At 37.8% G+C, this 25870-nt stretch carries 22 protein-coding genes and 1 other annotated feature; of the genes, 2 read left to right on the forward strand and 20 right to left on the reverse strand.

Annotation, left to right across the window (positions count from 1 at the left end):
* Nucleotides 1-24: 24 nt before the first annotated feature.
* The 5 genes from O1A01_RS18940 to nadB all read right to left on the reverse strand — a co-directional run bounded on the left by O1A01_RS18940 (nucleotide 25) and on the right by nadB (nucleotide 6253).
* A complete protein-coding gene (locus tag O1A01_RS18940) occupies nucleotides 25-1056 on the reverse strand; it encodes a phosphotransferase (protein WP_270064743.1) in 1032 nt (343 codons plus the stop codon).
* On the reverse strand, nucleotides 977-2398 hold the full coding sequence (safA, locus tag O1A01_RS18945; protein ID WP_270064744.1) for a SafA/ExsA family spore coat assembly protein: 1422 nt from the start codon (nucleotides 2396-2398) through the stop codon (nucleotides 977-979). The genes O1A01_RS18940 and safA overlap by 80 nt, the downstream gene beginning before the upstream one ends.
* 340 nt (nucleotides 2399-2738) lie before the next feature.
* On the reverse strand, nucleotides 2739-3842 hold the full coding sequence (gene nadA, locus O1A01_RS18950) for a quinolinate synthase NadA (RefSeq protein WP_270064745.1): 1104 nt from the start codon (nucleotides 3840-3842) through the stop codon (nucleotides 2739-2741).
* A gap of 13 nt (nucleotides 3843-3855) precedes the next feature.
* Nucleotides 3856-4698, reverse strand: coding sequence for a carboxylating nicotinate-nucleotide diphosphorylase (gene nadC, locus O1A01_RS18955; protein ID WP_270064746.1), 843 nt, complete (start codon nucleotides 4696-4698; stop codon nucleotides 3856-3858).
* A gap of 13 nt (nucleotides 4699-4711) precedes the next feature.
* Nucleotides 4712-6253: an L-aspartate oxidase gene (gene nadB, locus O1A01_RS18960; protein WP_270064747.1), complete on the reverse strand. Its 1542-nt coding sequence runs from the start codon at nucleotides 6251-6253 to the stop codon at nucleotides 4712-4714.
* Between the two features lie 146 nt (nucleotides 6254-6399).
* On the opposite strand from nadB, the gene O1A01_RS18965 reads away from it, so the two are divergent.
* Both O1A01_RS18965 and O1A01_RS18970 read left to right on the forward strand, forming a co-directional pair.
* Nucleotides 6400-7530, forward strand: a complete 1131-nt coding sequence (locus O1A01_RS18965; RefSeq protein WP_270064748.1) for an IscS subfamily cysteine desulfurase — start codon at nucleotides 6400-6402, stop codon at nucleotides 7528-7530.
* Nucleotides 7531-7547: 17 nt separating this feature from the next.
* Nucleotides 7548-8084, forward strand: a complete 537-nt coding sequence (locus O1A01_RS18970; RefSeq protein WP_066414336.1) for a transcription repressor NadR — start codon at nucleotides 7548-7550, stop codon at nucleotides 8082-8084.
* 103 nt (nucleotides 8085-8187) lie between these two features.
* Here O1A01_RS18970 and O1A01_RS18975 read toward each other — a convergent pair whose 3' ends face one another.
* The 15 genes from O1A01_RS18975 to O1A01_RS19045 form a co-directional block, all read right to left on the reverse strand.
* Nucleotides 8188-14307 (reverse strand): pullulanase, encoded by a 6120-nt coding sequence (locus O1A01_RS18975; RefSeq protein WP_270064749.1) that lies wholly within the window; start codon nucleotides 14305-14307, stop codon nucleotides 8188-8190.
* 224 nt (nucleotides 14308-14531) lie between these two features.
* Nucleotides 14532-14981 (reverse strand): ACT domain-containing protein, encoded by a 450-nt coding sequence (locus O1A01_RS18980; protein ID WP_094366333.1) that lies wholly within the window; start codon nucleotides 14979-14981, stop codon nucleotides 14532-14534.
* Nucleotides 14982-15043: 62 nt separating this feature from the next.
* Nucleotides 15044-16327: a GTPase ObgE gene (obgE, locus tag O1A01_RS18985; protein ID WP_066414340.1), complete on the reverse strand. Its 1284-nt coding sequence runs from the start codon at nucleotides 16325-16327 to the stop codon at nucleotides 15044-15046.
* Between the two features lie 30 nt (nucleotides 16328-16357).
* Nucleotides 16358-16888 (reverse strand): Spo0B C-terminal domain-containing protein, encoded by a 531-nt coding sequence (locus O1A01_RS18990; protein ID WP_066414345.1) that lies wholly within the window; start codon nucleotides 16886-16888, stop codon nucleotides 16358-16360.
* A gap of 241 nt (nucleotides 16889-17129) precedes the next feature.
* The gene (gene rpmA / locus O1A01_RS18995) at nucleotides 17130-17420 is read right to left on the reverse strand and encodes a 50S ribosomal protein L27 (RefSeq protein WP_066414347.1); all 291 of its coding nucleotides are present in this window, start codon (nucleotides 17418-17420) and stop codon (nucleotides 17130-17132) included.
* Between the two features lie 13 nt (nucleotides 17421-17433).
* Entirely contained in the window at nucleotides 17434-17760 is a 327-nt protein-coding gene (locus tag O1A01_RS19000; protein WP_066414349.1) for a ribosomal-processing cysteine protease Prp, read from the reverse strand.
* 13 nt (nucleotides 17761-17773) lie between these two features.
* On the reverse strand, nucleotides 17774-18082 hold the full coding sequence (gene rplU / locus O1A01_RS19005) for a 50S ribosomal protein L21 (RefSeq protein ID WP_066414352.1): 309 nt from the start codon (nucleotides 18080-18082) through the stop codon (nucleotides 17774-17776).
* A gap of 12 nt (nucleotides 18083-18094) precedes the next feature.
* Nucleotides 18095-18176: a sequence feature (ribosomal protein L21 leader region), on the reverse strand.
* A 44-nt stretch (nucleotides 18177-18220) separates the two neighbouring features.
* Nucleotides 18221-19672, reverse strand: coding sequence for an Rne/Rng family ribonuclease (locus O1A01_RS19010; RefSeq protein ID WP_270064750.1), 1452 nt, complete (start codon nucleotides 19670-19672; stop codon nucleotides 18221-18223).
* Nucleotides 19673-19690: 18 nt separating this feature from the next.
* Nucleotides 19691-20557, reverse strand: a complete 867-nt coding sequence (locus tag O1A01_RS19015) for a M50 family metallopeptidase (protein ID WP_066414356.1) — start codon at nucleotides 20555-20557, stop codon at nucleotides 19691-19693.
* Nucleotides 20550-21326: a M23 family metallopeptidase gene (locus tag O1A01_RS19020; RefSeq protein WP_066414358.1), complete on the reverse strand. Its 777-nt coding sequence runs from the start codon at nucleotides 21324-21326 to the stop codon at nucleotides 20550-20552. The genes O1A01_RS19015 and O1A01_RS19020 overlap by 8 nt, the downstream gene beginning before the upstream one ends.
* Nucleotides 21327-21682: 356 nt before the next feature.
* Nucleotides 21683-22483, reverse strand: coding sequence for a septum site-determining protein MinD (gene minD, locus O1A01_RS19025; RefSeq protein WP_066414360.1), 801 nt, complete (start codon nucleotides 22481-22483; stop codon nucleotides 21683-21685).
* A gap of 3 nt (nucleotides 22484-22486) precedes the next feature.
* Nucleotides 22487-23170, reverse strand: a complete 684-nt coding sequence (gene minC / locus O1A01_RS19030; RefSeq protein ID WP_157076618.1) for a septum site-determining protein MinC — start codon at nucleotides 23168-23170, stop codon at nucleotides 22487-22489.
* 121 nt (nucleotides 23171-23291) lie between these two features.
* Nucleotides 23292-23810, reverse strand: coding sequence for a rod shape-determining protein MreD (gene mreD / locus O1A01_RS19035; protein ID WP_066414363.1), 519 nt, complete (start codon nucleotides 23808-23810; stop codon nucleotides 23292-23294).
* Nucleotides 23807-24718: a rod shape-determining protein MreC gene (gene mreC / locus O1A01_RS19040; RefSeq protein ID WP_270064751.1), complete on the reverse strand. Its 912-nt coding sequence runs from the start codon at nucleotides 24716-24718 to the stop codon at nucleotides 23807-23809. The genes mreD and mreC overlap by 4 nt, the downstream gene beginning before the upstream one ends.
* 19 nt (nucleotides 24719-24737) lie before the next feature.
* Nucleotides 24738-25754, reverse strand: a complete 1017-nt coding sequence (locus O1A01_RS19045) for a rod shape-determining protein (protein ID WP_066414368.1) — start codon at nucleotides 25752-25754, stop codon at nucleotides 24738-24740.
* Nucleotides 25755-25870 lie beyond the last annotated feature (116 nt).

Below are 25870 nucleotides of genomic sequence, written 5' to 3' on the forward strand. Positions count from 1 at the left end.
TTTCCTCCTATACATCAATAATTATTATTTTATCACTTTGATTATATTCGTCAAAAATTTCTTCCTCAACTGCCACGTTTTAGCATAATAGGAAAGAAAATGAGCCGCATAGATTGATTGACCATTAATAAATTTGTTTCCTTCACGCAAAATATCCATTGGAAATGTTATGGCAACCCTAAAGAGTTGATTGCTTTTTAAAAGATTAGGAAGTATCGGCATTTGTAAAAACTTTTTCTCATCCCAACCTATCGATGGTAATATCCGATTAGTAAATTGAACATAATCCCATTCTTTATGCCCGATAGAAGCTAAATCAAAGTCAATAATGTAAAACTGCTCATCTTTACCTTTTAGAAAGTTATGACTAGCTACATCACCATGTAATAATACTTGTTTTTCTTCCGGTAAAGGTAATTGTTGCAGCGCTAATAACGATTGTTTACTGTAACTAACGATATCTTTTATAGTATGTTCATCAAATAGTTCAATTAATAATGCACCATTTTGTTCAAATCTTCGTAATCGAATAAGCCAATTTTCTACGTTTCGTTCAGTTGGGACGATTTGTTTTAACAAAGACAAATCTTTAGACGTATCGTGAAGAGCTTTTAATAGCATGAGTCCTGCTTCTCTGTCCCTTTTGTAAGTAAAAGATACGTTCCTCCTTTGTGGGATATAAGTCGTCATCGCCCAAAACATGTTATCTAGCTCGATGTAGTAGTTACCATTAACAAACTTGTAGTAGCTAACACATTGAAAAAAACGTTCTTGTTGTAAATGCTGGCTAATGGCTACATTCATTCGGACAGTCAACTCGTCTTTAAATCCTTTTAAAATAAAGGTTGTATCAAACGTTTTTACCTTAAATAAATTTTCCTTTCTCTTATCTACGTGGTTAATTTGCAATTTTTCTACCTTCGTTAAATAGAAGAAGAGACGATTAGAATTTAAATCGCCTCTCATTAAATAATTTTTATTTTTCATCTTCGTTATCGTTTGGACCGTTAAAATCTTCTTCTGCTCTTTCTCCTTGAGGAGCTTGATAATAGCCATAACCATAGTGTCCTGGCATTCCATATGGGCTAGCTTGCGGACCAGGTCCACATCCACAATCCTGTACCCCAGCTACTGCTTGAGGATGCTGTGGCATCATTGGCATTCCTCCATGAGGAAAGCCACCGTGCATTGGAGCTAAACCTGTGCCTGGTAATACTGGTGATGTTGGAACACAAGGGTATCCCCCCATCGGCCCGTAAGGCATTCCAGCTGGTACTCCACCATATGGTACACCGCCTGGCATTCCGCCATATGGAGTTGCTCCTGGGAATCCTCCGTACGGTACACCTGTTGGCATTCCTCCGTATGGTGCTGCTCCTGGGACTCCTCCATACGTCATATCAGGCATACCCATTTGTTGTTGCCCCGTCATATCAGGGGACCATTGCATATCTGCCATATCTTGAACACCTGCTACTGCAGTATGATCTCCTTCAAACGGCATATAACCACTACCTTCATGGAAATCATGCATATCATTCATATCAAAGTCAGGTGATTCATACATTCCTTGTACCCCAGCTACTTGAGTTGGATCAGTTGGCATTGCTCCCATCGGATATCCTTGTGCTGGTGCTGTTGGCATTCCTCCCATTGGGTAGCCGTGTGCTGGTGCTGTTGGCATTCCCCCCATTGGGTAACCATGTGTTGCTGGCGCTTGCATCATTGGATATCCATGGGCAGCTGGTGCTGCCATATGTGGATATCCATGTAATCCAGTACCAGGTAAAACTGGTGATGTTGGTACGCAATATTCTGCAGGAAGTGGTGCTTGTGGATACATAGGTTGTTGAACCCCTTTCACTTCTGGTTGTTTAGGCATTTTCATTTCTGGCTGCTTAGGCATTTTAATTGGTTTGATTTCTTCTGGAAAATCCTCACTTTCCTCAATATCCATTGGCAAAATTGGTGCTGGAGGAGCTTGAGGAATATTTATTTGAGCAGCTTGTTGTGTTATCGGAACGTTGAAATAGTAATTATTAACGTCCACATCTGGAAAATATGGTTTAATTTGCGGTAGTTTCGGCACATAAGGTTTCTTAGGTGCTTCTTTTACTACCGGCTTTTCTTTCATAATTGGTGCTTCTTTCTTAATTGGCGCCTCTTTCATGATTGGTGCTTCCTTCATGATCGGTGCTTCTTTAGTAACACCTTGAACTTGCGGAGCCTCCTTTTTAACAGGAACACTCGCAGTTGGTACTTTAATTTTCATTCCGGGCATAATCATGTCAGGATTGCTTAATTGTGAATTCGCACCCTTTAATTGTTCGAAGTTCACATTATATTTCTGGGCAATCTTCCACAAAGTATCTCCTTTTTGTACGATATGGATTTTCAAGGGTCTTCCCTCCTTAGCAAAGTCTTTATAGTCTATGAACGGACTGGGCATTTTGCCACTATTTCTCACAACAACATATGCATTTTTTAAATAAAAAGAACGGGGGATAACTAAAAAGTCTGTAGTGACAGACTTTTTAGATTGTTGGATTGTTCTTCGAAACAGCGTACTAAAATAAAAGTGATGAATATGGAGTTTACAAATAATACATAATTGTAAGCTATACTGGTTTAATATCCGACAAACAAAAACAGTGGAAAAAACGAATTGTTTTCTCCACTGTTATTAAATATTGTTATTTAACCAGTAATACTATATTTTTAATGTCGCTTTTATCCATTTATGCATGGGCTAGCATTTTCTCTAATGCTGCGGTTGCTTGTTGAGTGATGTCTTTTGGAACCGTTATTTCGTTCGTTATGTTTCCTTCTTCTATTGATTCAAGTGCCCATAGTAAATGAGGAAGATCAATTCGATTCATCGTTAAGCAAGGGCACATATATGGGTTTAATGAGATGATCTCTTTATCGGGATGTTGTTGAATGATACGATTTACTAAATTCATTTCTGTACCAATTGCCCAAGAAGTTCCACTCGCTGCGTTTTCAATTGTTTCGATAATATACTTGGTGCTCCCAGCATAGTCACTTAAGCTAACGACCTCTCTCGTACATTCAGGGTGAACGATAATGTTCATTTCAGGCTTTGTTTTTCGAAGGTGCTCAATATTGGCTACTGTAAATTTTTCGTGTACAGAGCAATGACCTTTCCAAAGAATCACTAGAATCTCATCTATATTACCTTCCCACTCCAAACGATTGGCAATTGGATCCCAAACTGCCATTTTATCTAAAGGAATCCCTAAATCAAACGCAGTGTTTCTTCCTAAATGTTGGTCAGGTAAAAATAATAAACGCTCTTTTTGAGTAAATGCCCATTCTACCATTTTTTTCGCGTTGGAACTTGTAACAGTTGCTCCTCCATTTTTTCCACAAAATGCTTTAATCGCAGCCGTTGAATTAACATAAGTTAATGGTAAGATTGTGTCTCCATAGATTGCTTGCAGTTCTTCCCAAGCACGTTCTGTTTGGTGAATATCTGCCATATCAGCCATTGAACAGCCTGCTCTCATATCTGGTAAGATGACAGTTTGTTCATCTGTACTTAAAATATCTGCTGTTTCAGCCATAAAATGAACGCCACAAAAGACGATATATTTTGCTGTTGTTTTTGCAGCTGCTTGAGCAAGCTGTAACGAATCTCCTGTTGCATCTGCAAATTGAATTACTTCATCTTTTTGATAATGATGACCAGGAATAAACAATTCTTCTCCTAATCGTTCTTTTATCGCTCGCACCCTATTTTCTAATTCCTCAACCGTCATATTTCGATAGCGATCTGGTAATGTTTGACCACCTAGTTTAATCGTGTCTAAAATATTCATCCGACTCACCTTCTTAGTTTGTATTTTTATTTCCTACATTAAAGCTAATATCTAATGCACGAGCAGAATGGGTTAGAAATCCTAATGAAATAATGTCCACACCCGTTTCTCCATACTGTGCTAAATTTTCAAGCGAAATTCCCCCTGATGCTTCTGTTACGATATGAGGAGGTACTAGTTTTTTAAATTCGAGAATTTCTTTTGGGGAACGATTATCAAACATAATCACATCTGCCCCAGCTTCAACTGCTTCTAGTACTTGTTCACGTGTTTCTGTTTCCACTTCTATTTTCACCATATGACCTACGTGGTTTCGAACGGTTTGGACTGCATTTGTAATCCCACCACAAAATTCAATGTGATTATCTTTAATCATGACACCGTCATATAATCCGTAACGATGATTATGACCACCGCCTAACCTCACTGCATACTTTTCAAGCATTCGAAGTCCTGGTGTTGTTTTTCTCGTATCACATATTTTTGTTTCACTATTTTCTAGCAGCTGAACTGCTTTATTGGTTAAGGTTGCAATCCCGCTTAACCGTTGAATAACATTTAAAATTACTCTTTCCCCTGTTAATAAAGCTTCCATTTTTCCTTGAACAGATGCAATTACGTCACCCTTTTGGACCACCTCTCCATCTTTACGAAAAAAAGTGCATTCTACATTAGAGTCTAATAATTGATATCCTTCCGAAATAACCGCTTCTCCAACGAATATCCCATCCTCTTTTGCAATTAGCTTTCCAGAGCCAATTGTGTTAGAAAATAAAAACTGCACGGACAAATCTCCGTTACCGATATCTTCTATAAAAAATTGTTCTAACATTTTCTTCAGTTGTATTCGATTCATGAATATCCCCCTCTTACACTAGTTGACTTTCATATTTACAAGTGATGACCTTTTTTTGTTCCCATTCATTTTTCACATATGGAAAATCTGCTCGGTAATGAGCTCCACGACTTTCTTCTCTTGCCAATGCACTTTGAACAATTAAGAAACAAAGCTGTAACATTTGTGCTATTTCTATATCTTCCTTTTGTTCGTATTGTAACGGGAATTCCCAAGCCCGTTCATATTGCTGCAACCATCTTTTTAACGTTAATAAACCTTCTTCCGTTCGTACAATCCCAGCGTAGTCCATCATTTTTTGTTGAATCTCCCGCTTTTTTGGTAATGGAAAATACGGTGAATAGGGAGTGTTTTTGTTATTACTTACAAGTTGGATATTCTCTACAACTGACCCTTTACGCATGATGCATTCTGCTACTCTTTTCGTAAAAACGAGACATTCTAATAACGAATTACTTGCCAGTCGATTGGCTCCATGTACACCATTACACGCTGCTTCTCCAACCGCGTAAAGTCCTTCTACACTCGTTTCGCCTTGGATGTTCGTCTCAATTCCACCCATAAAAAAATGTGCTCCTGGTACAACCGGAATTAAATTCTTCACTAAAGAAATTCCGTACTGCTTACATAAAGAAGTAATAGAAGGGAACCTGCTCATAAAGTTTTCAACAAGACTTATGTTCAGAAATACACGATTTCCTTTTTGAATTTCTTTGTAAATGACTCTCGCAACAACATCTCTTGGAGCTAAATCTTCGAGGCGATGCTTCCCTTTCATTATCTGTTCCCCAGCATTATTTACAAGATAGGCACCTTCTCCACGGACAGCTTCCGAGATAAGGCCAACCGCTTTACCACCAATCGATAAGAGCGTTGGATGAAATTGCATAAATTCTAAATCGACTAGCTTAGCACCAATATCATATGCCATCGCTAACCCAGTTCCAGTTATAGAAGGATCGTTAGAAGTATAGTAAAATAATCCTCCTGCTCCTCCAGTAGCAAGTACAACAGAAGGTGCATAATAGACGTTACGACTACCATCATTCGCAATAGTTTGGACCCCGTATATTGTGTTATCATGAGCAAGCAGTTGAACGACTGTTTCATTTTCTTTCATTTCAACATTTACTCTTTTTTGTACAAACTCCATTATTTTTTTTCCTGTTTGATCACCACCAGCATGAATAATACGTCTATGACTATGTGCTCCCTCGTGCCCAAACGATAATTTTCCAGAAGGTTCATAATCAAATTCCATTCCTTCATCAATGATCGATTGAACTGCTCGTGAACCTTCCATCGTTAATATGGTGACGGCATCACGGTTATTATGGTGTACTCCTGCTTCTATCGTATCTTCAAAATGATGTACCCAATGGTCATCAGAACGGATTGCTGCTGCAATTCCACCTTGGGCTAAATTTGAATTATTGTTTTGTTTCGTCAACTTTGTGAAAATCATCACATTCATACGCTCACTTAAATGTTTAGCTGTCATATAAGCAGCTAAGCCACTTCCAACAACTATAACGTCTATCTGTTTGTTAGCCATTTTGGGCCTCCTGTAAATATAGGTGTCTTGACACCTATATTTACATAAATTTAAAATAATAACAAGAGTTTTTTACTTTCATATAGTTTTAATTTAATAATTTTATATTTTAACGAGAAATCAAAAAGATATTAGGAGGATTTCACATGATATATTTAGACTACGCAGCAACAACTCCGATGAGAAAAGAAGCAGTAGAAGTGTTTAGTCATGTTGCAATGAAGATGTATGGAAATTCTAGTAGTTTACATGATTTAGGAACGACTGCACAGGATTTATTAAATAATTGCCGAGCTGAAATAGCAAAAGACATTGGTGGTCATCGTGATGGCATTTACTTTACTGGTAGTGGTAGTGAAGCAAATATTTTAGCTATTGAAACATTGCTTAATGGTAATAAAAGAAAAGGAACGCACATTATTACTACGAAAGTGGAACATGCTTCTATTTATCATTTGTTTAAGAAGCTTGAAAAAAATGGGTACGACGTTACTTTTTTGGATGTTAATAAAGAAGGTCAAGTAGAGATGGAGCATTTAGGGTCAGCTATTCGACCTAATACGTGTCTCGTTTCTATCCAGCACGCCAATTCTGAAACAGGTACCATTCAACCACTTCGAGAAATTGGGCAACTTTTAAAAGAAAAAAATATACTTTTTCATAGTGATTGTGTTCAAACGTATAATAAGCTTTCTATTGATGTTAATGATTTTCATTTAGATAGTCTGTCCATCTCTGCTCATAAATTGTATGGCCCTAAAGGTGTAGGGTGTTTATACATTAACCCTAAAGTTCCGTGGTCTTCCATCTATGAAGAAGCTTCTCATGAAGGCGGAATGCGTCCAGGGACGGTAAACGTTCCAGGGATTGCAGCTTTTACTACTACAGCTCAGCTAATGAAGGAAGAAAGAGTACAAGAAATGGATAGACTAGCAACGTTAAAACAATATTTCATTCATATACTAAAAGAGAAAATAAATTCTGTCACAATAGAAGGAAGTATGACAGAATCATTACCAAACATTGTCGCACTTAGATTTGCTGGTATAGAAGGTCAGCATATTATGCTAGAATGTAATCGAGCGCAAATTGCTATTTCGACAGGGAGTGCATGCCAAATAGGGGCTCAAAACCCGAGTCGATCCATGAAGGCAATTGGTTTATCAGATGAAGAAGCAAGAGAACTTATTCGAATTTCTTTTGGAAAACATACGACGATAGACGATATTAAATTTACTGTACAAACGTTAGAAAAAATTGTAAATACATGGTTGTAAAGGAGTAGCGAAACCCTATGAATAAAGAGAAAAAAATATTAGGAGATGACCGAAGGCAAAAAATACTATTCTGGTTGAAGACAGAAGCAGCACCATTAACTGGTAGTGAACTCGCAAAACGGACAAACGTTAGTCGACAAGTGATTGTTCAGGACATTTCCCTGTTAAAAGCGAAAAAGGAACCGATATTAGCTACAAGTCAAGGGTATGTTTATTTGCACCCACCAGGTCCAGTAGAGAAAATTGAAAGAATTATTGTATCTCATCATACCCCAGAGCAAACAATTGAAGAGCTTTATTTACTTGTCGATCACGGTGTAACTGTAAAGGATGTCATCATAGAACATCCCGTTTATGGTGATTTAACCGCTTCAGTTATGGTAAGAAATCGAAAAGAAGTAGACGATTTTATTAAAAAAATTGAAAAAACAAACGCGTCTTACCTTTCACAGCTAACAGACGGAACACATTTACACACGTTAGAGGCCGATAGTGAAGAACAAATGGAAGCGGCAATAAAGTCGCTAAAAGAAGCTAATTTGCTGATGGAATAAAAAAGAAGCTGATTCTAAAATCAGCTTCTTTTTACTTTCCATAAAACATAAAACTCAACCTCAATGTCGCTAGTTTTAAACGACTTTCTAACTGGTACACTTATTAAATATTTTTTCTACGTTTTTGATAAAAAATGCTACCGCCACCACTAGCTAAAAGAATAGCACCTATAAAAAGCCAGTTATAAATGGATGAAGCAGTTTTAGGAAGTTTTGCACCTTCTGTTTTTGGAGTCTCTCCACCATTTTTACCTTTCCCTGGCTTGTTTCCATTACCAGGTTTGTTTCCGTTTCCTGGACTGTTTCCATTACCAGGATTGTTCCCGTTTCCTGGACTGTTTCCATTACCAGGATTGTTCCCGTTTCCTGGGTTGTTTCCATTACCCGGATTATTCCCGTTCCCTGGATTGTTTCCATTCCCCGGATTTTCTCCCGGAGGTGTTTCTTCCTCTTCTTCATCGTTAAGTTTACTTACTTTTATGACAACCGTAGTAAGTGGATCTAATACAATATTTTGGTCCGTCAGTTCAAAACCTGAACGTTGTGGAACTTCAACTATTCCAGCTTCATCATCGTCTACAAGTACAGTTCCACCCGTTAAATCCTCAGATAGCGACAACGTTCTAACATCGGTATCAGCGTTAACAAATACATAGTACGCATCTCCGTTTGTTGCTTCATTTCGGTACGCAATAACAGTATCATGTTCTCTTACTTCAGGAGCATCGACCATTGTAATTTTTTCATCTACTAACTCTTTTGAACCGAGTGTGAAAGCATCCGTTGATCTACGTAAAGCAATTAACCCAGCAGTATAATCTTTTGTTTCCGTATTAACTGGATACAATTCATCGTTCGTTACTTTCTCCCAGTCGAAACGGTTAATAATGTCCGACGAATCGTAAGAATCATGAATAAAATACGGGTATAGGAATGGGTTACCACTTTCGTCCACCATATAAGTCGATTTATACGGAGCCTCTGTTGCTTCTGCTCTCCATTGTTTTGTACGTCCGTATTCTTGACCAGCATGGATAAATGCTGTTCCTTGTGCAGTTAATACCATTGCATTTCCTATTCTAATACGTTTATGAATTTCTAAATTGTTTTCTTCAATATCTGGGTCCTTCTTTATAGATTGAGCAATAACATCATATAGCGTTAAGTTATCATGAGCTTCAATGTAAGGAACTACATCACCTGGTTGATCAGCAACAAAGTTATGTGGCTGTGCTTTTATGTTATCAAAGATCTGTTGTACGTTTCGAGCACCACCCGTAATAAATCTTGGTTGTCCTTCACTTCCAAAACCAGACTTGAGCTCATTTCTAAATTCATCGGAGAAACTTCCTACTGCCTCTGTATATTGCATCCACTGTTGGTCAGCGGCTTGAACAGGCTCTCCTTCGTCTCCTGCATACGTTACCCAACCTTCCCCAATCATTACAATGTTAGGATTTAATTCTTTTGCTCTATCAAAAGCCATTTGAATACTTTCTGCATCATGGTCTCCCATCATATCAAAGCGGAAGCCATCTACTTTAAACTCATCTACCCAATATAAAATAGAATCTACTAACACTCTTCTTGCCATTTGATGAGTCGTACCTAAACGTCCACCACCAAAACTTGTTCTCGGAGTACCATCTGCATCCATGAAATGATAATAGTTTGGCACTAAATCTTCAAAAATAGAAACTCTCGCAGTATGGTTGTATACTACATCTAAAATAACACCCATGTCACGCTTATGAATTTCGTTTATTAAGTTTTTAAACTCTCTTATTCTTAGTTCTGGATCATTCGGATTTTCAGAATACATACCGGATAAGGAGAAATAACTATGTGGGTCATAACCCCAGTTATAATTCGTGTTTGTCGAAGCGTACTGCAACATTCTTTCATAGTTACTAAGCTCATCACCAAAGAAGTAACTCATTACCGGTAACAATTGAATATGTGTTACCCCTAACGATTCGATATAATCTAATTTTTCCACGAATGACGCAAATGTACCAAATTGTGCAGTTAATTCGTCAGCAATATTAGGATCAGACGTAAAGTCACGAACGTGAACTTCATAAATAATCGCATCCTCACGTTTTTCAAATCCTGAAATAGTTGCATAGTCTAATTCTGGACCAATGTTAGATGGATCCACAATGGCAGCCTTTCCGACTGGATAGTCCATTTCGTGACTCCATGCAGCCATCGATTTTGCGTAAGGATCTAATGTTAATTTAGCCTCCTCGCCGTGTGTAATTCGATAGTGATAGTAATACCCTTTATGACTACTGAGGCCTGTATTTTGTCTTGATAGAGTAATAGACCATACTCCTCGGTCACCTAATTCCATCGGTATTTCTGTTACTATTTCAAATTGATCATCCTTGTCGTATAACACTACTGTTACATCATCTGCTTTTGGTGACCATACTTTTAGTCTCGCTGTTCCGTCGGCGTATAATGTCGCGCCAAGGTTACCTTCATATCCATACATCTCATCGATTAGACGCCAACCTGTTTTTGCGATGATTGTACGTTCACCGTATGTGATTTCGTACGGAACTTTTTCTAAATCAAATTCTCCATGCACGATTACACGTCTACTATCTACAACCGTAATATGTGTGAAAGAGACTTCATTTCCTTCGTTATCTTTTATCTTCAACTCTTCCGCAAGTTTTTCTACATCAAGACCTTCCGTTTTAGAGAACGTTAAAGAAATCTTTTTATCAGAAATTACTTCACCCGACTGTAGGGTAATTGGAATAGCACCGTAAGGGTCAGTGAAAACTGCATCTTCTCCTTCTTTTACGAAGAGCATTTTATGCTGAGCGAGTGATTGAAACGACATATCACCAGTTTGAGCTCCTGTCTCCTTATTAACAAAAAGGAAGCCAATCGTTTCTGCATTTTCCACTAATGAAATATCGTAATATGCACCATATTTATTTACACCAGCTGCATCAGTTGCACCATTCGGCCATGAACCTGCAGATTCTGAAGGGATAGTAACATCTCCCCAATTCCACATTGCCCAACCATCATAGTCGCTGTTCGTTCTATCATAGTGAATTCGAACAGTGTTTGCTGGTAAGTCAACTGGTTCGTATAAAAATACTTCGTCAGAGCCTTCTTTAATCCAAATTTCATTTATTTCAGATGAGAATAATTGTACTATTTTGTCTCCACCATCTTTATCCCCATTTGTTCTATTTAGAACTAAGAACCCTATATTAGACGCATCACTCTTTATCGGTACATCTACATAAACTCCATAGTCCGTTACGTTATTTGGAAAAAACGGTGTCCCACCAGATGGCCAATTATCAGATGGGGATTGTACATCTCCCCATAACCATAACCCTAAGTTTTCATAACTATTGTCCGTTCGTTGATAGTGAATACGAAGTGTATTTTCACCTATTTCCCCTGCATCGTTCGGTAGAGGAACTGGTAATTCGTCACCATTAAAAGTAAGTAACACCGTTCCGCCATCCTCTTTAGCTGGAATCGGGATCGTTACAGTACCTTCCTCGGAAGCTGTATACGTTTTATTCGCATAATGGTCTGTTACGACAGCTTCACTTGAGTCGAAATGAAGAGCTACTTGTTTTTCCGTATTATCAACATTTAAGCCTACTAAGACGTGTTCATCATTATAAGTTCGAGAAAACATTAAATATTTGTCACGATCAGACCCTGCTATTTTTTGTCGATCACCTTTTGCGAAAATTTGCGAGTTAACATTTCGGAAGGATAGCAACTTTTGATAATGTTCTAATACTTCATTACCTTCTACTTCAACCCAAGGCATGTTTGGTCGATTTGTATAGTATGGGTAATCATTTTCACCTGGTAAGCCAAGCTCTTCTCCATAGTAAATAACTGGTTGACCTTTTGCTGTTATTTGTAGAGATGCTGCTACTTGATATTTACCTAAATCACCATCTACTAATTTCAAGAAGCGATCTTCATCATGACTTCCTAAAAATTGACCGAAAGTAGCTGTGTTGGATAGTTTATTATTACGATTTTCCAATTGATTTTGTACAGCTTCTAACTGGCCGTTCGCGAAATCACGAGCATAATTTTTAAAATCAAAATCTAGTAACGAATCCATCATGCCGTTCTTTAAATATCCTTGGTCATCGTTAATATGTGCGCCCCACGATTCTCCAATTAATTTAAACTGTGGCATATCTTTCGTTAATTCATTTTTAAAAGCCTGCCATGTCGTATTTTCTACATGCTTGACCGTATCGACACGGAAATAGTCAATCGTATTTCCATTAACTGTTCTTGATTTATTAATCCAATCTACTTGCCATTGAATGATTTGTTCTCTTACAGCCGCATCCTCTGTAATAAAGTCCGGTAATCCAGCCAGTTCCCCACGTACCGTTGCATCACCTACATTATCCCCTTCACGGAGCATCCCGCTAAATCGAGCACGGTCTTCTTCTGTTGGATAATGTGGTATACTACTATTTTTTGCATCCGATTGCTTTAACCCGTAACCGGCATGATTCAATACAACATCCACCATAATTTTTATTCCACGTGCATGTGCCTCATCAATTAACTCATGGAAGTCAGCCATTGTACCAAAATGTGGATTCAACTCACTAAAGTTACTAGCCCAATAACCATGGTAGCCATAATACGGTTCTCCTGGCACTGGAGTCCCCACATCAAACTTAATATTTTCTACTATTGGATTAATCCAAATCGTATTAATACCTAACTCATCTAAATAATCTAGCTTTTGGGTAATTCCTTTAAAATCTCCACCTTGAAACGTTCCTCGTTTGGATGTATCGTACCCAATTCCGTACGGGTCGTTATTAGAGGAATCGCCGTCAAAAAATCTGTCTGTTAATAAAAAGTAAATAACTGCCTCATCCCAATCAAAGTCAGCTTCTTCACCTGTAAAAGTTCTTGCTTTCACTTCAAGTGTTACTTCTGCTTCATGTTTGTTTCCAAATTGGTCTGTTGCTACTATCGGCAATGTTTTCGTGCCAGCTGTAACATGTTGATCCACCGCAATCGAGATCTCCATTAATTCACGATCAATCTTTACTTTATTACTTCCACCAATACTAGATAAATCAACATAAACTTCACGAAATGTAACTTCCTCATCGGATTCCACTTGGACAGCTATAACCGCATTTTCGTTATAGTTAATTGAATCCGGTTGTACAGATCCCGTCAATTGAACATCTACTTGCCCATGTGTAATAATTGATTTTCCATCAATAGTATTATAAGGATCCAGAACTTCCTCTGTTATGCCATCTTTCGTGACAAAAAAGCTGTATTCATGCTCCCCTTGTGGGATATTTTCATAAATGAAGTGAAACCACTCATTTTCGCTATCTCTTGTCATTTCGTACCGTTCGCCTAATAGAGAAAGCTCCACTTTTTCTATACTTTCCATTTCATTTGCTTTAAAAAGCTCTGAATCTCGATAAAAGAAATGCGCATCGCCATTCTCAATCGAAGGTCCAACTATATCTGGAACGGTAAAAAAGCTTTCTTGTCCACTCTGCACACGAACTTTCGTAACGTTTTCATTTTTGCTTAATACAATATTTCGGTCAGCATCAATGTCTTTCTGCTCCCAATTACCTTTTCGAATGATAAATCCAACATTATCAGCGGAAGGACTGACAGCAATGTTAGCAATCGCTTTCCCATCCTTTATTTCTGAAAAGAGAATTTCGTCATCTTTTACACCAGTACCCCAAACCCAAAGATTCCAGCCTTCGTAGTTTTGATCTTGTCTTTCATAAGTAAATTCGATATACCGTTGTAAAGAGGGGTCTTCTTCTTCATTTCCTTCTCCTAATACAACGAACTTACTGTTCCCATTTTGATAACTTTCGTTTAACGGATCAGTAATCCAAACGTCTTCATCTACAATAAATTTATATTCATACGTATTAGGAGGAAGCTGAATACTTTTCGTCCATATTCCACCTTCAACTTGTTCCATTTCAATTGCGTCGGCTGCCCAGTTAGTAAAACTGCCAGCGACTCGAACTCTTTCGGCTTCACTATTTTCATAGAAAAAGCTTATCGTCCCATCTTCACTAATAACAGGACTCTTTACTGTTTCCGCTGTTACAGTAGGTATGTAACTTGGAATCATCGAGATTAACAATAAAAGCGATAAAAAAATCGAGAAAGCTTTACGAAACCTTTTGCTAGTCATACGTGTACCCCTTCCATTTTTAAATTATCGTGAAAACGTTTGCGCAAATTGTAGTAATAAAAGAAAACCGCTATTATCAGCAAAAAAAAAATATTTATGCAAACGCTATCATTCTATATTAAAATTACTATGATTCTATTAATAAAGCAATAATATTTTTACTTTTCATTCTATTTTCCTATGAGGGAAATTAATATAAAAAATGCTTAAGGATATGTACATCCTTAAGCACCCGAGCTCAAAACTTCTACTTTATCAACAAATTCTAACTTTTTTAATGTTCCTAGTAATGAATTTATATCTTCATTTAATCCAGACATATCTAAAGATAACGTCACATTCGCTTTTCCTTGTAATGGAATCGTTTGGTGAATGGTTAAAACGTTACAGCCTGCGTTAGCTACGATAGATAGTAGCTGAGATAGCGCCCCTTTTTGATCTTCTAAATGAAAAAACAAAGTCGTAATTTGTTCTTTTACCATCATATGAAAAGGAAATACTGCGTCCCGATATTTATAAAAAGCACTGCGACTTAAATCTACTCTTTTTACCGCTTCAGCAACGGAATGTACTTTTCCACGCGCTAACATTTCTTTCGCATCGATTGCCTTTTTCATTGCTTCTGGTAAAATATCTTCACGTACTAAGTAAAACTTTTCATCTAGCATGACCATCCCCCCTTCATAAACAATATGAAAGAAAAGAGAGGACAAAAGCTCCCCTCTTTCCTGTTTCTCTACTCTATAAACTCAAACTCATACTCCATGATACGAACGATATCGCCATCCTTCGCTCCTCTTCCACGTAGTGCCTCATCAACACCCATTCCACGCATTTGACGAGCAAAGCGACGAATCGATTCTTCTCGTTCGAAATTCGTCATTTGGAATAGCTTTTCAATTTCAAATCCAGAAAGCTCCCATATACCAGCAGGGTCTCTCGTGATTGTAAACTGTGGAGCTTCTTTTTCATGCTTATATAATACACGTTGTTCAATTTCTTCTAAATCATGTAACGGATATTCTGGCGCATCCTCAAGTTCATCTGCCACTGCAAATAACAATTCACGAACACCAGAACGAGTAATTGCAGAAATAGGGAATATTGTTATATCTTCTCCTACTTTTTCGCGGAACTCTGCTAATTTTTCTTCAGCATCTGGCATGTCCATTTTATTAGCTACAATGATTTGTGGTCTTTCTGTTAAGCGAAGATTATATTCTTCCAGTTCTTTATTAATCGTCACGTAATCTTCGTATGGATCACGGCCTTCTGTGCCAGCCATATCAATTACGTGTAGGATAACGCGTGTTCTTTCAATATGACGTAAAAATTGATGTCCTAAACCGACACCAGAATGCGCACCTTCAATTAGTCCTGGTAAATCTGCCATGACGAAGCTTCGATTGTCATCTGTTTCAACCACTCCTAAGTTAGGAACAATTGTCGTGAAATGATATTCAGCAATTTTAGGCTTCGCTGATGAAACGACAGATAACAATGTAGATTTTCCTACGCTTGGAAATCCGACTAGTCCAACATCCGCTAATACTTTTAATTCTAAAATAACATCTCGCTCTTGGCCGGGTTCCCCATTTTCTGAAATTTCCGGGGCTGGGTTAGCCGGAGTTGCAAATCGAGAATTCCCTCTACCACCGCGGCCTCCTTTTGCTACTACGAATTGTTGTCCATGAATCGTTAAATCCGCTATTACATCTTTCGTTTGTTCATCTAGTACAACCGTACCCGGTGGAACTTTAACAATTAACGGCTCCGCATTACGACCATGCTGCCCTTTACTCATCCCGTGTTGACCTCTTGGTGCTTTGAAATGGCGCTTATAACGGAAATCCATTAACGTACGTAATCCTTCTTCTACTTCTAAAATGACATCCGCACCTTTTCCGCCATCTCCACCAGCTGGTCCACCTTTTGGAACATATTTTTCACGACGGAACGCAACCATACCGTTCCCTCCGTCGCCACCTTTAACATAAATCTTGACCTGATCGACAAACATTTCTTTCACTCCGATCTACTATTAAAAAAACTACTTACTGTGTAATATACATTCAAACGTACATTCTTTTTCGTTTATCGTTTTATTTTCTACATTGAATAAAGACTGCTCAGCAAACCACTTCTCTACTGAAGCTTTCTTTTTTATTATTCCACTTATATCAAAAAAGAAACGGATTATGTTTTCATCCTTTTGAATACTTACTAAAAGATTATTATCGTTTATTTCGTCCAAAACTTCTTCTAGCATATCAAACATGGAAATAAACGTATAATATAGCGCTTCATCAAATTCTCCAAGATTGATATCACTATTCCATACTTCATATTCTAGCTTGAACATTTTAGGGTCCCAATGAAACGTCAAAAACAACTCCGCTAACTTTGGAGCATTAATGTTAGACAGTGATGATTCATGCTGCGCTTCCATCACGATCTCTTCAATTAATTCATCTATTCTTTCAAATCGTTGTAGCGTTAAATTAGCTTTAATCAATTGGATTTTATTTAACCAATCGTGCCTTGTATGGCGCAATATTTCTATTGTATCCCGTTTAGTCATTATAAAATTTCTCCTACTTTTTTCGAAGTCTATGTATATTCAAATTATAACAAAGAAAGGGGAAGAAAAATATATGTATTATAAGAATAGTAGCCCTTTGTTCGTTTTCTAAACTAGCTATACAACTATTCATTGCGCTAGCTGTGCCTTATCATCTCAACCCTTTGCATATACCCCTGTACAATCTCGCAGAGCAAAAAATAAAACTCTAACCAAAACGGCTAGAGTTTTATCATAGTGTTTAAGCTTCTTGAGCTGCAGGATATACGCTAACTTGTTTGCGGTCACGACCTAAACGTTCGAACTTAACAACGCCGTCAACTTTAGCGTATAACGTATCGTCTCCACCACGTCCTACGTTTTCACCTGGATAGATTTTAGTACCGCGTTGACGGTATAAAATTGATCCACCAGAAACGAACTGACCGTCTGCACGCTTAGCGCCTAGACGTTTAGAGATAGAGTCACGACCGTTTTTAGTACTACCTACTCCCTTTTTGGAAGCGAAGAACTGAAGATCTAATCTTAACATTGAGATCCACCTCCTATTTAGAAATGGTTATATATTTTTCATAATCACGTTCAATTGTTTCTAGAGAGACAAGCATGCCTTCAAGTAACAATTGAATTTTTTCTTTTGTTGATTCATCTAAATCTGTAGGAATCAAACAGTGAAGAAATCCGTCTGCTCCTTGCTCAATGGCAGGAGTTATTCCGGTTAAGGAGATAATAGCATTTACTGCTCCGAATGAAACAGCAGATACTCCAGCACATACGATGTCTGATCCTTTTTTCGCAAAATTAGCATGTCCACTGATTGTAAACGATTCGATTTCATTATGTTCGTTTCGTCTAATCTTTACTTTAACCATTAGTTACACCACATTACGCGTTGATTTTTTCAACAGTAACTTTCGTGTATGGTTGACGATGACCTTGCTTTTTACGGTAGTTTTTCTTCGCTTTGTATTTGAATACAGTGATCTTTTTCGCACGACCTTGTTTTTCAACTTTAGCCGTTACAGAAGCTCCTTCTACTACTGGACTACCAACTTTAACGTTTTCGCCACCAACAAAAAGAACTTTGTCAAAAGTAACTGTATCACCTTCAACAGCATCAAGCTTTTCAATGTAGACTACTTGACCTTCTTCTACTTTGATTTGCTTACCACCAGTTTCGATAATTGCGTACATACTTGCACCTCCTCATAGACTCAGACTCGCCAGTGTCAGGTGTCTAACACGAATGTTATCCTTGTAAACCTTAACTGAGCGGTTGTAGCACGGTGCGCTACAAACTAACAAAGAACATCATAGCATAATATAAAGCTTTTAGTCAATATGTTTCAACGATTGTATTCGATTCTTTGCTTCTTCTTCACTACCAACAAAGCGAATGTTGTAAAACGGATTTTTTTCCACTGGGTGAAAGTAAATTTGGTACGGTAGAACTTGTTTAGGAAGCATTTTAATTACGTCTGTTGATGCTTCAATAACAAACGCCTCTATATCTTTTCCTTTTTGCTCTGCAATTTCCCGTTCTAATTTATATACAACGGTCTCTACGGAGTTAACCATTCCAGCACCATTACAACAGTTACATTTATCCATTAACAGCTGGGTTAACGGTTCGCGAATTTTTTTTCTCGTAACTTGTAATAAATCTAACTGTGTAAAACCGACAGGAATGACCGTTGCGCGATCTGCTCTTATTTCTTCTTTAAAAGCAGCTAACACCTTTTCCCGTTCACTTTCATGTTTCATTTCAATAAAATCGATAATAATAATCCCACCGATATTACGTAAACGAAGCTGCTTGGCGATTTCTCGAGCGGCTTCTTCGTTTACTTTTAAAAAGGTCGCCCCTCGCTCTGTTTTTCCAGTATACTTTCCAGAGTTAACATCAATTACCGTCATCGCTTCCGTATGTTCAATAATGATGTAGCCTCCACTCGGCAACCAAACGATTCGCTTTAGTGCTTTATTTAACTCTTCCTCTATTCCATGTTTTGAAAAAATATTTTCCTTGCCAGAATAAAACTGGACATTGTATTCATGCTTTTTTAACCATTGAAACGTGTCACTGTCATCGACTACAATTCGGCTAATCTCTTCCTTTTGGACATCACGAATAACCTTTTTTACGATATTTTGGTCTTCTTTTAAAAGTTGAGGCACTTTGGAAGGATAGTCCGCCTTCTTTTGAATTTCTATGTACTCCTGTTGAAGCTGTTGTAGCTCTTGTTCCACAACGTTCACTTGTTTCCCCTCAGATGAAGTTCGAATAATGATGCCCTCTTCTTTCGTGCACCAAGAATTAGCTAGCAATCGCCACTTTTCTCGTTCATCCTTATTCATTTTTTTAGAAACTGATTTGAATCGTCCAAATGGTTGGTAAACGATATATTCCCCAGGAAACTCAATTAACCCAGTTAATTTAGGGCCTTTCGTTCCTTCTCCCTCTTTCACAACTTGAACGACAACCGCTTCTCCTTCATGTATCCATTTTGAAATACTCGTCTTTTCCTTCTCAGATCTTTTAAGAGTAGAAACTTGATAGGATGCGATATGATCACGATAAAGAAAGCCAGGGTCCTTGCCCCCAATGTCGACAAAGGCTGCTTGCATCCCTGGCAATACTTTTATGACCCGACCTATATAAATATTTCCTTCTGTCTTTTTTAACGTTGGTCGATCGATGAAAAATTCTACCACTTTATCTTTTTCTTTTATTGCAATACGCTTTTCCGTTCCACTTACGTTCATCCAAATTTCTTTTTCCATAGTTCCTCACTACCTCGATTAATATGAATACAGAATATCTCCAATATTAATCGACGTCAACTTTTCCGCAAAATAAGCGTGTAATAATTCATTTTCATCAAGTGGTTCTTGTTTCGCGTTTCCTTTCATAACGACGATACTATGTTTACAATCACGTTTAAACTGATACAGCACTTGCAATAACTTATCCTTTTCATCTACAACAATTGGCTTTAAGCTCGTAAACTCATTTTTCCTTCCGTAATACCTTTCAAGTAAAAAACGAATAAACACGTAATGACGCTGTCGCCATTCTTGAATTAATGAAAAAAGAAGGAAGGCTACGATAATCCAAACGTTTAAGTGTAGCGGTGCAACGATTAAATATAAAATAGAAAAAGCAATTAGAAAGAAAAAAGAAAAGCGCAATGCTTTTTCATGTGCAATCGAAAAGGCATAGTACTTGCTTAAGAGAATAAATAATAGCTTTCCACCATCTAGCGGCCAAATTGGCAATAAGTTTACGACGAGAATCATCACATTAAAACTAAAAAACATTTCAAATGTTTGTAGGGTAATGACTTCCCCGATATATAGGAAATATGCGAGAATAGCAAGCCACACATGCTGAAATGGACCAGCTAAGATAACAATAACTTCTTCCTTAACTGGTCTATTCCCGTGTTCTTCCATTTCCGCGACACCGCCGAAAGGTAATAGTAATATTTGTTTTATTTTCCATTTAAAATGAGCTGCTGCAAACCCATGTCCTAGTTCGTGAACAAGAACGATTGAAAACAAAAGAAGTAGTTCCCAAAACTTCGCAGTTAAGATGGATAATCCGATAATCGCCCAAAAAACCGGATGAATATGAATTTTTCGTAATACGTTAACGTATCTATTCAAATGATATCACCTGTGTAGGATCGATAAATTGATCGTCTTTTTGAATGGCAAAATAAAAAACACCTTTCGTTCCATCTTCTGATGCGCTCGTTCTTCCTACTTCTGTTCCTTTTGGTACAAGGTCAAATAGTTTTACATCGACACTTCCTAACTGTCCATACCAGCTGTAAGAGCCGTCGACATGTTGTAGAATAACCGTTGTTCCTGTATCTGATTTATTGCCTGCAAATGTAACCCAGCCCTCGTTCATAGCAGTTACGGGAGCATGCACGTCTGTTTCGACCATAATGCCTTGACCGTTCGTTTCAAAATTTTCCATCACTCTACTTGATGCTGGCACGGCATATTGAATGTCTGTTTGCTCGTTACTTGACTTGGAACCTGTTCCAGGAAAGAGTGCTAAAGCATCACCAAATTGATTTTCATACCAATTCGTAAAGGCTGCAAATTGAAAGCTTTCTTCCATGGAACGTTCCACAAATTGACGTGGTTTATCTAATACTGCTTGTGGTTGTTTGAACATAATAGCAATAACTAGTACTAAAATTGCGGAAGCTAATACTTTAAATAAAAAGACTTCTTTATGAAAGAGCGGATGTTCGTTCGAGCCTCCACCTTCGTATACGGAAGTGTACGATGTTTGTCCTCCATATTTTTCGTCTTCTTTCATGACGTATGACGTTATTTGTTTTTGTTTGACACGGTTGTTTAAGCGATCGTGTTTTCGTTTCGCCGCTCTTTTTTTAAATTCTTTAACTCGATCGTTCATATAGACCCCTTCCCCCCGCTTTGTTTGTACCATCATATGACTTGTCCGGCTCTAATATGACCAAGCCTTGGAGGAAATTTTGTTTTGTTTGGATGAGGGTCTAGCTGAAAATAGACGTGTTTAGAAAAATAGCATTTAATTATAGACAACATTGATTATTGTTATACGTTTAGCTAGTCCGTTTCACTCGCTGTTTTAATTCACATCGAACCACCTATTTCATCTCGCCTGATGCAAATTTATTCACGGCATGCTATTCTTTCTCTTGCACCTATCCATTTTAAATAATTGCCTTTACAGGACGTAAAGAAAGCGACTCTCACAAAATGTGAAAGTCGCTTTTAATTGTTTTTGTATTATCGTACACCAAAGAATTTTTTGAGTTTGAACATAACGCCTCTATTGTCGTCTTCTAGCGATTGTAGTGGAACCGATTCACCTAAAATGCGTCTTGCGATGTTTCGATATGCGATGGACGCTTTGCTCGTTGGGTCCATTGCAATTGGCTCCCCGCTATTAGATGCACGAATAACACTATCGTCATCAGCGACAATTCCAATAATATCAATTGCTAAAATAGAAACGATTTCGTCTACATCTAACATTTCGCCATTTTTTACCATATGGTTACGAATACGATTGATTACTAGTTTTGGAGGTTCGATACGGTCCTCTTTTTCTAGTAAACCGATAATTCGATCCGCATCACGAACAGAAGATATTTCTGGCGTTGTTACAACAATGGCACGGTCCGCTCCAGCGATAGCATTTTGGAATCCTTGTTCGATACCAGCTGGGCAATCAATAATAATATAATCATAGTCTTGCTTTAATTCGTCTATTAATTTTTTCATTTGCTCCGGTTTTACAGCAGTTTTATCACTAGTTTGGGCTGCTGGTAAAAGCTTTAAGCATTCAAAACGTTTATCTGTAATTAAGGCTTGATGTGTTTTGCATCGTCCTTCTACTACGTCTACTAAATCGTAAATAATGCGGTTTTCTAACCCCATGACTACGTCTAAATTACGTAATCCTATATCTGTATCGATTAAACATACTCTTTTTCCCGATAATGCTAGAGCTGTTCCAATATTTGCACTTGTCGTCGTTTTACCGACTCCACCTTTACCAGAAGTAATTACAATAGCCTCTCCCACTTGTTACATTCTCCTTTCAAGCCTTGTTAACATCGGTCTTAGATGCGAAAGCATTTGTAAGCGGTCAATGACAATATTCTTATCTAGAATATAGGCGCATTCCATCTCATTCGATCCTTCTAGCTGTTCCGATAAGTCTGGCGCGCGATTAATCGTATCACTAATGGAAAGCAGTGTTGGCTTCATAATACTTGCTGCTATGATGGCATCATCTTTTTCAGCTTGTCCAGCATAGGCACTTCCTCGTAAGGAGCCCATTACAAATATATTTCCTCCTGCTTTCACCGTTCCTCCTGGATTTACATCTCCTACTAATAGAAGATCTCCTTCCACTTCCAGAACTTGCCCCGATCGAATCATTTTCGCGACAGTAACAATTTCAGATTCACGCTTCCACGCTAATGCTTCTTCCTTTGTTACGACATTACTCTCAATTGATTCTACAATAAGATTTTTCTTGCTGCGTATAATATCTCGTAGTTTTTCTTTTTGTTTATTTGTTACATATCGGTTACCGACTTTCAGCCGGACTCCTAGCAATGGAGAATCATCTTGGTTGCTATTCGATGTTAGCTTCCGTTCTATTTCTTCTACTAATTCTTGAAACGAGCACGTATCATCGAGATGCAACGTAAGTCCTTCTTTTGTTCCCTTTATTGTTACATACTGTTGTTTTTGTTTACTCACGACGTTCACCTCAACGTATAACCAATTCGACACAAGGAATCGTAAATCCTTTTTCCTACTCCTAATTTAATTGTATAGAAAAAATAAAAAAAAGAAAGACTTCGTTTTAAACTAAATAATATTAATCTTCATTTTCATAATAAATAAGTTTTTCACAAAATTTCTTTAAAGGATACATTAGGAGAATTGTCGCTATTCCATTAAACGCTAATGTTGGTACTAAACGTAATAGCAAAAATTCTTGCTGTACCATCCTTGTACTACCAATAATGGAATGAACTCCATATGCAAAATATTCGACAAGTGTAATCCCTATTAGTGTTACAAAAAACACAACGACAACGTTTGCGTGTACGATTTTCATTATTTTAGAAACAATATAAGACATAACGGTGAAAGCAAACATATATATTCCAATAATGTCGGTATATACAACGTCATACAATAAACCGAAAAGAAAGCTATATACAAGTCCATACGACTCGTTAGCAAAAATGGTTACTAGTATAAGAGAAATAATGATTAATCTTGGAACGATAATCCATTCTTCATTCATTTGACGGAGAGGAGTGACATCAATGAAAATACTATCTAAGATGAACAGCGATAGGATGATAAGTGGTAAGAAATATTTCCTCACTCCGCTTCCTCCTCTAGGTCTTCTTCCTCTTCCTCAACTTCTTCTTCAACCTCAAACGAATCAAGTTCTGATACCATGTTTCTTTTCACAATCATCACTTGTCTAATATCGTAAAAATCTGCAGCTGGAAGCACGTATGCCATTTTTGTTAAACCGTACTCATCCGGAACTACTTCTAACACTTCACCGATGAATAACCCTTCTGGGAAAATCCCACCAAGACCTGACGTTAATACTTTTTGACCTTCTTCAATATCCATATCATGCTTAATTCGTTTTAATAGTAAAGCCCCTCGCTCTTCGTCCCAGCCTTCAATTAAACCGAAAACCGTTTCTCCCTCTGTTTGAACGTAGGCAGAGATTCTATTTTGCGGGTCTAACGAACTTAACAGTTGAACAGTAGAAGTAAATGGTGTGGTAGCTTTTACTTTACCAATTAGTCCGTTTGCCGTGATTACGGCCATATTTTGCTCGATGCCGTTTTGTTTCCCTTTGTTAATAATAATTTGCTCGCGCCATTGGTCTGGGTTACGCCCAATAACGGTTGCTGGAGTAGGATCGTAATCACGCAACGTTTCTACTTCACCAACTAGCTCTCTAAATTCACTGTTTTCTTTTTCTAACTGTTGAACTTGCGTCTCTAAGAGCGTGTATTCTTCTAGTCTAGCACGAAGAATTTTGTTCTCCTCGTAAGTGTTTTTCAGTTGATCAACATTCTCAAAGAAACCCGCGACGTAATGTGCGGGCTTATAGAAAATGTTTTGGACAAAACCGGTCGTATCTTTTAAAAATTGTTCAGGCCATGTTAATCCGTCCCGTTCTTTTAAAGAGAAACCTATTAATGCCACTAGAAAAATTAAGCTCACTAACAAGATGATCAATCTTTTGTTAAGGAAAAATTGTGGCACTTTTTCACACCTTCTTTATTTAACGATAATCTTTTGCTTTTTTCTTAAATTGATCAATATAATCTAACGATTTACCAGTTCCGATTGCAACACAATCTAATGGGTTTTCTGCAATTAAAACAGGCATTTTTGTTTCTTCTGCTATTACTTTGTCTAAATTACGTAGTAGCGCACCGCCTCCAGTTAGGACAATTCCACGGTCCATAATATCTGCTGCTAATTCTGGCGGTGTACGTTCTAACGTCGCTTTTACAGAGTCAACAATAGCTGTTACTGTATCTTTTAATGCATCTGCCACTTCATCAGCAGAAATTTCAATCGTTTTCGGTAAACCAGTTAATAGGTCACGTCCACGAATATCCATCGGTTCAATGCCTTCCGTGTCGCCAGCAGAGCCTACTTCTAATTTTAACTGCTCAGCTGTTCGTTCACCAATCATTAAGTTGTAATGCTTACGGATGTATGAAATAACCGCGTCATCCATTTCATCTCCAGCAACGCGAATCGATTGGCTCGTAACGATACCACCTAAAGAGATGATTGCTACTTCTGTTGTACCTCCACCAATATCAACAACCATACTCCCTGTTGGTTCCATTACCGGTAAGTTAGCACCGATTGCTGCAGCAAATGGTTCTTCAATCGTATAAGCATCACGTGCTCCTGCTTGTCTCGTTGCATCGATTACTGCACGCTCTTCTACAGCTGTAATGCCTGACGGTACACATACCATTACGTACGGCTTACGAGCAAACATTCCTTTGTTTTTGAGCGCTTTTTTTATGTAATATTTCATCATCGTTGCAGTTGTTTCGTAATCAGCAATAACACCGTCTTTCATAGGACGTAATGCTACTACATTTCCTGGCGTACGACCAATCATGTTTTTTGCATCATTACCGACTGCGACAATGTTTTTTGTATCTGTTTGTAAAGCGACAACAGACGGTTCCCTTACAACGATACCTTTACCTTTTATAAAAACTAACGTATTAGCTGTTCCTAAATCTATACCAAGATCTCTCGTACCAAACATATTATTGTATCTCCCTTTCTGATACTATTTCCATTATTTCTTTGATGACTGATATTTTTGAGAGGTGATCATGTATGGACGAAATTGCCCATCTATATTGTTCGTTCCATGTTGTT

It is taken from the genome of Sutcliffiella sp. NC1, assembly GCF_027594365.1.
GTDB lineage: Bacteria > Bacillota > Bacilli > Bacillales > Bacillaceae_I > Sutcliffiella > Sutcliffiella cohnii.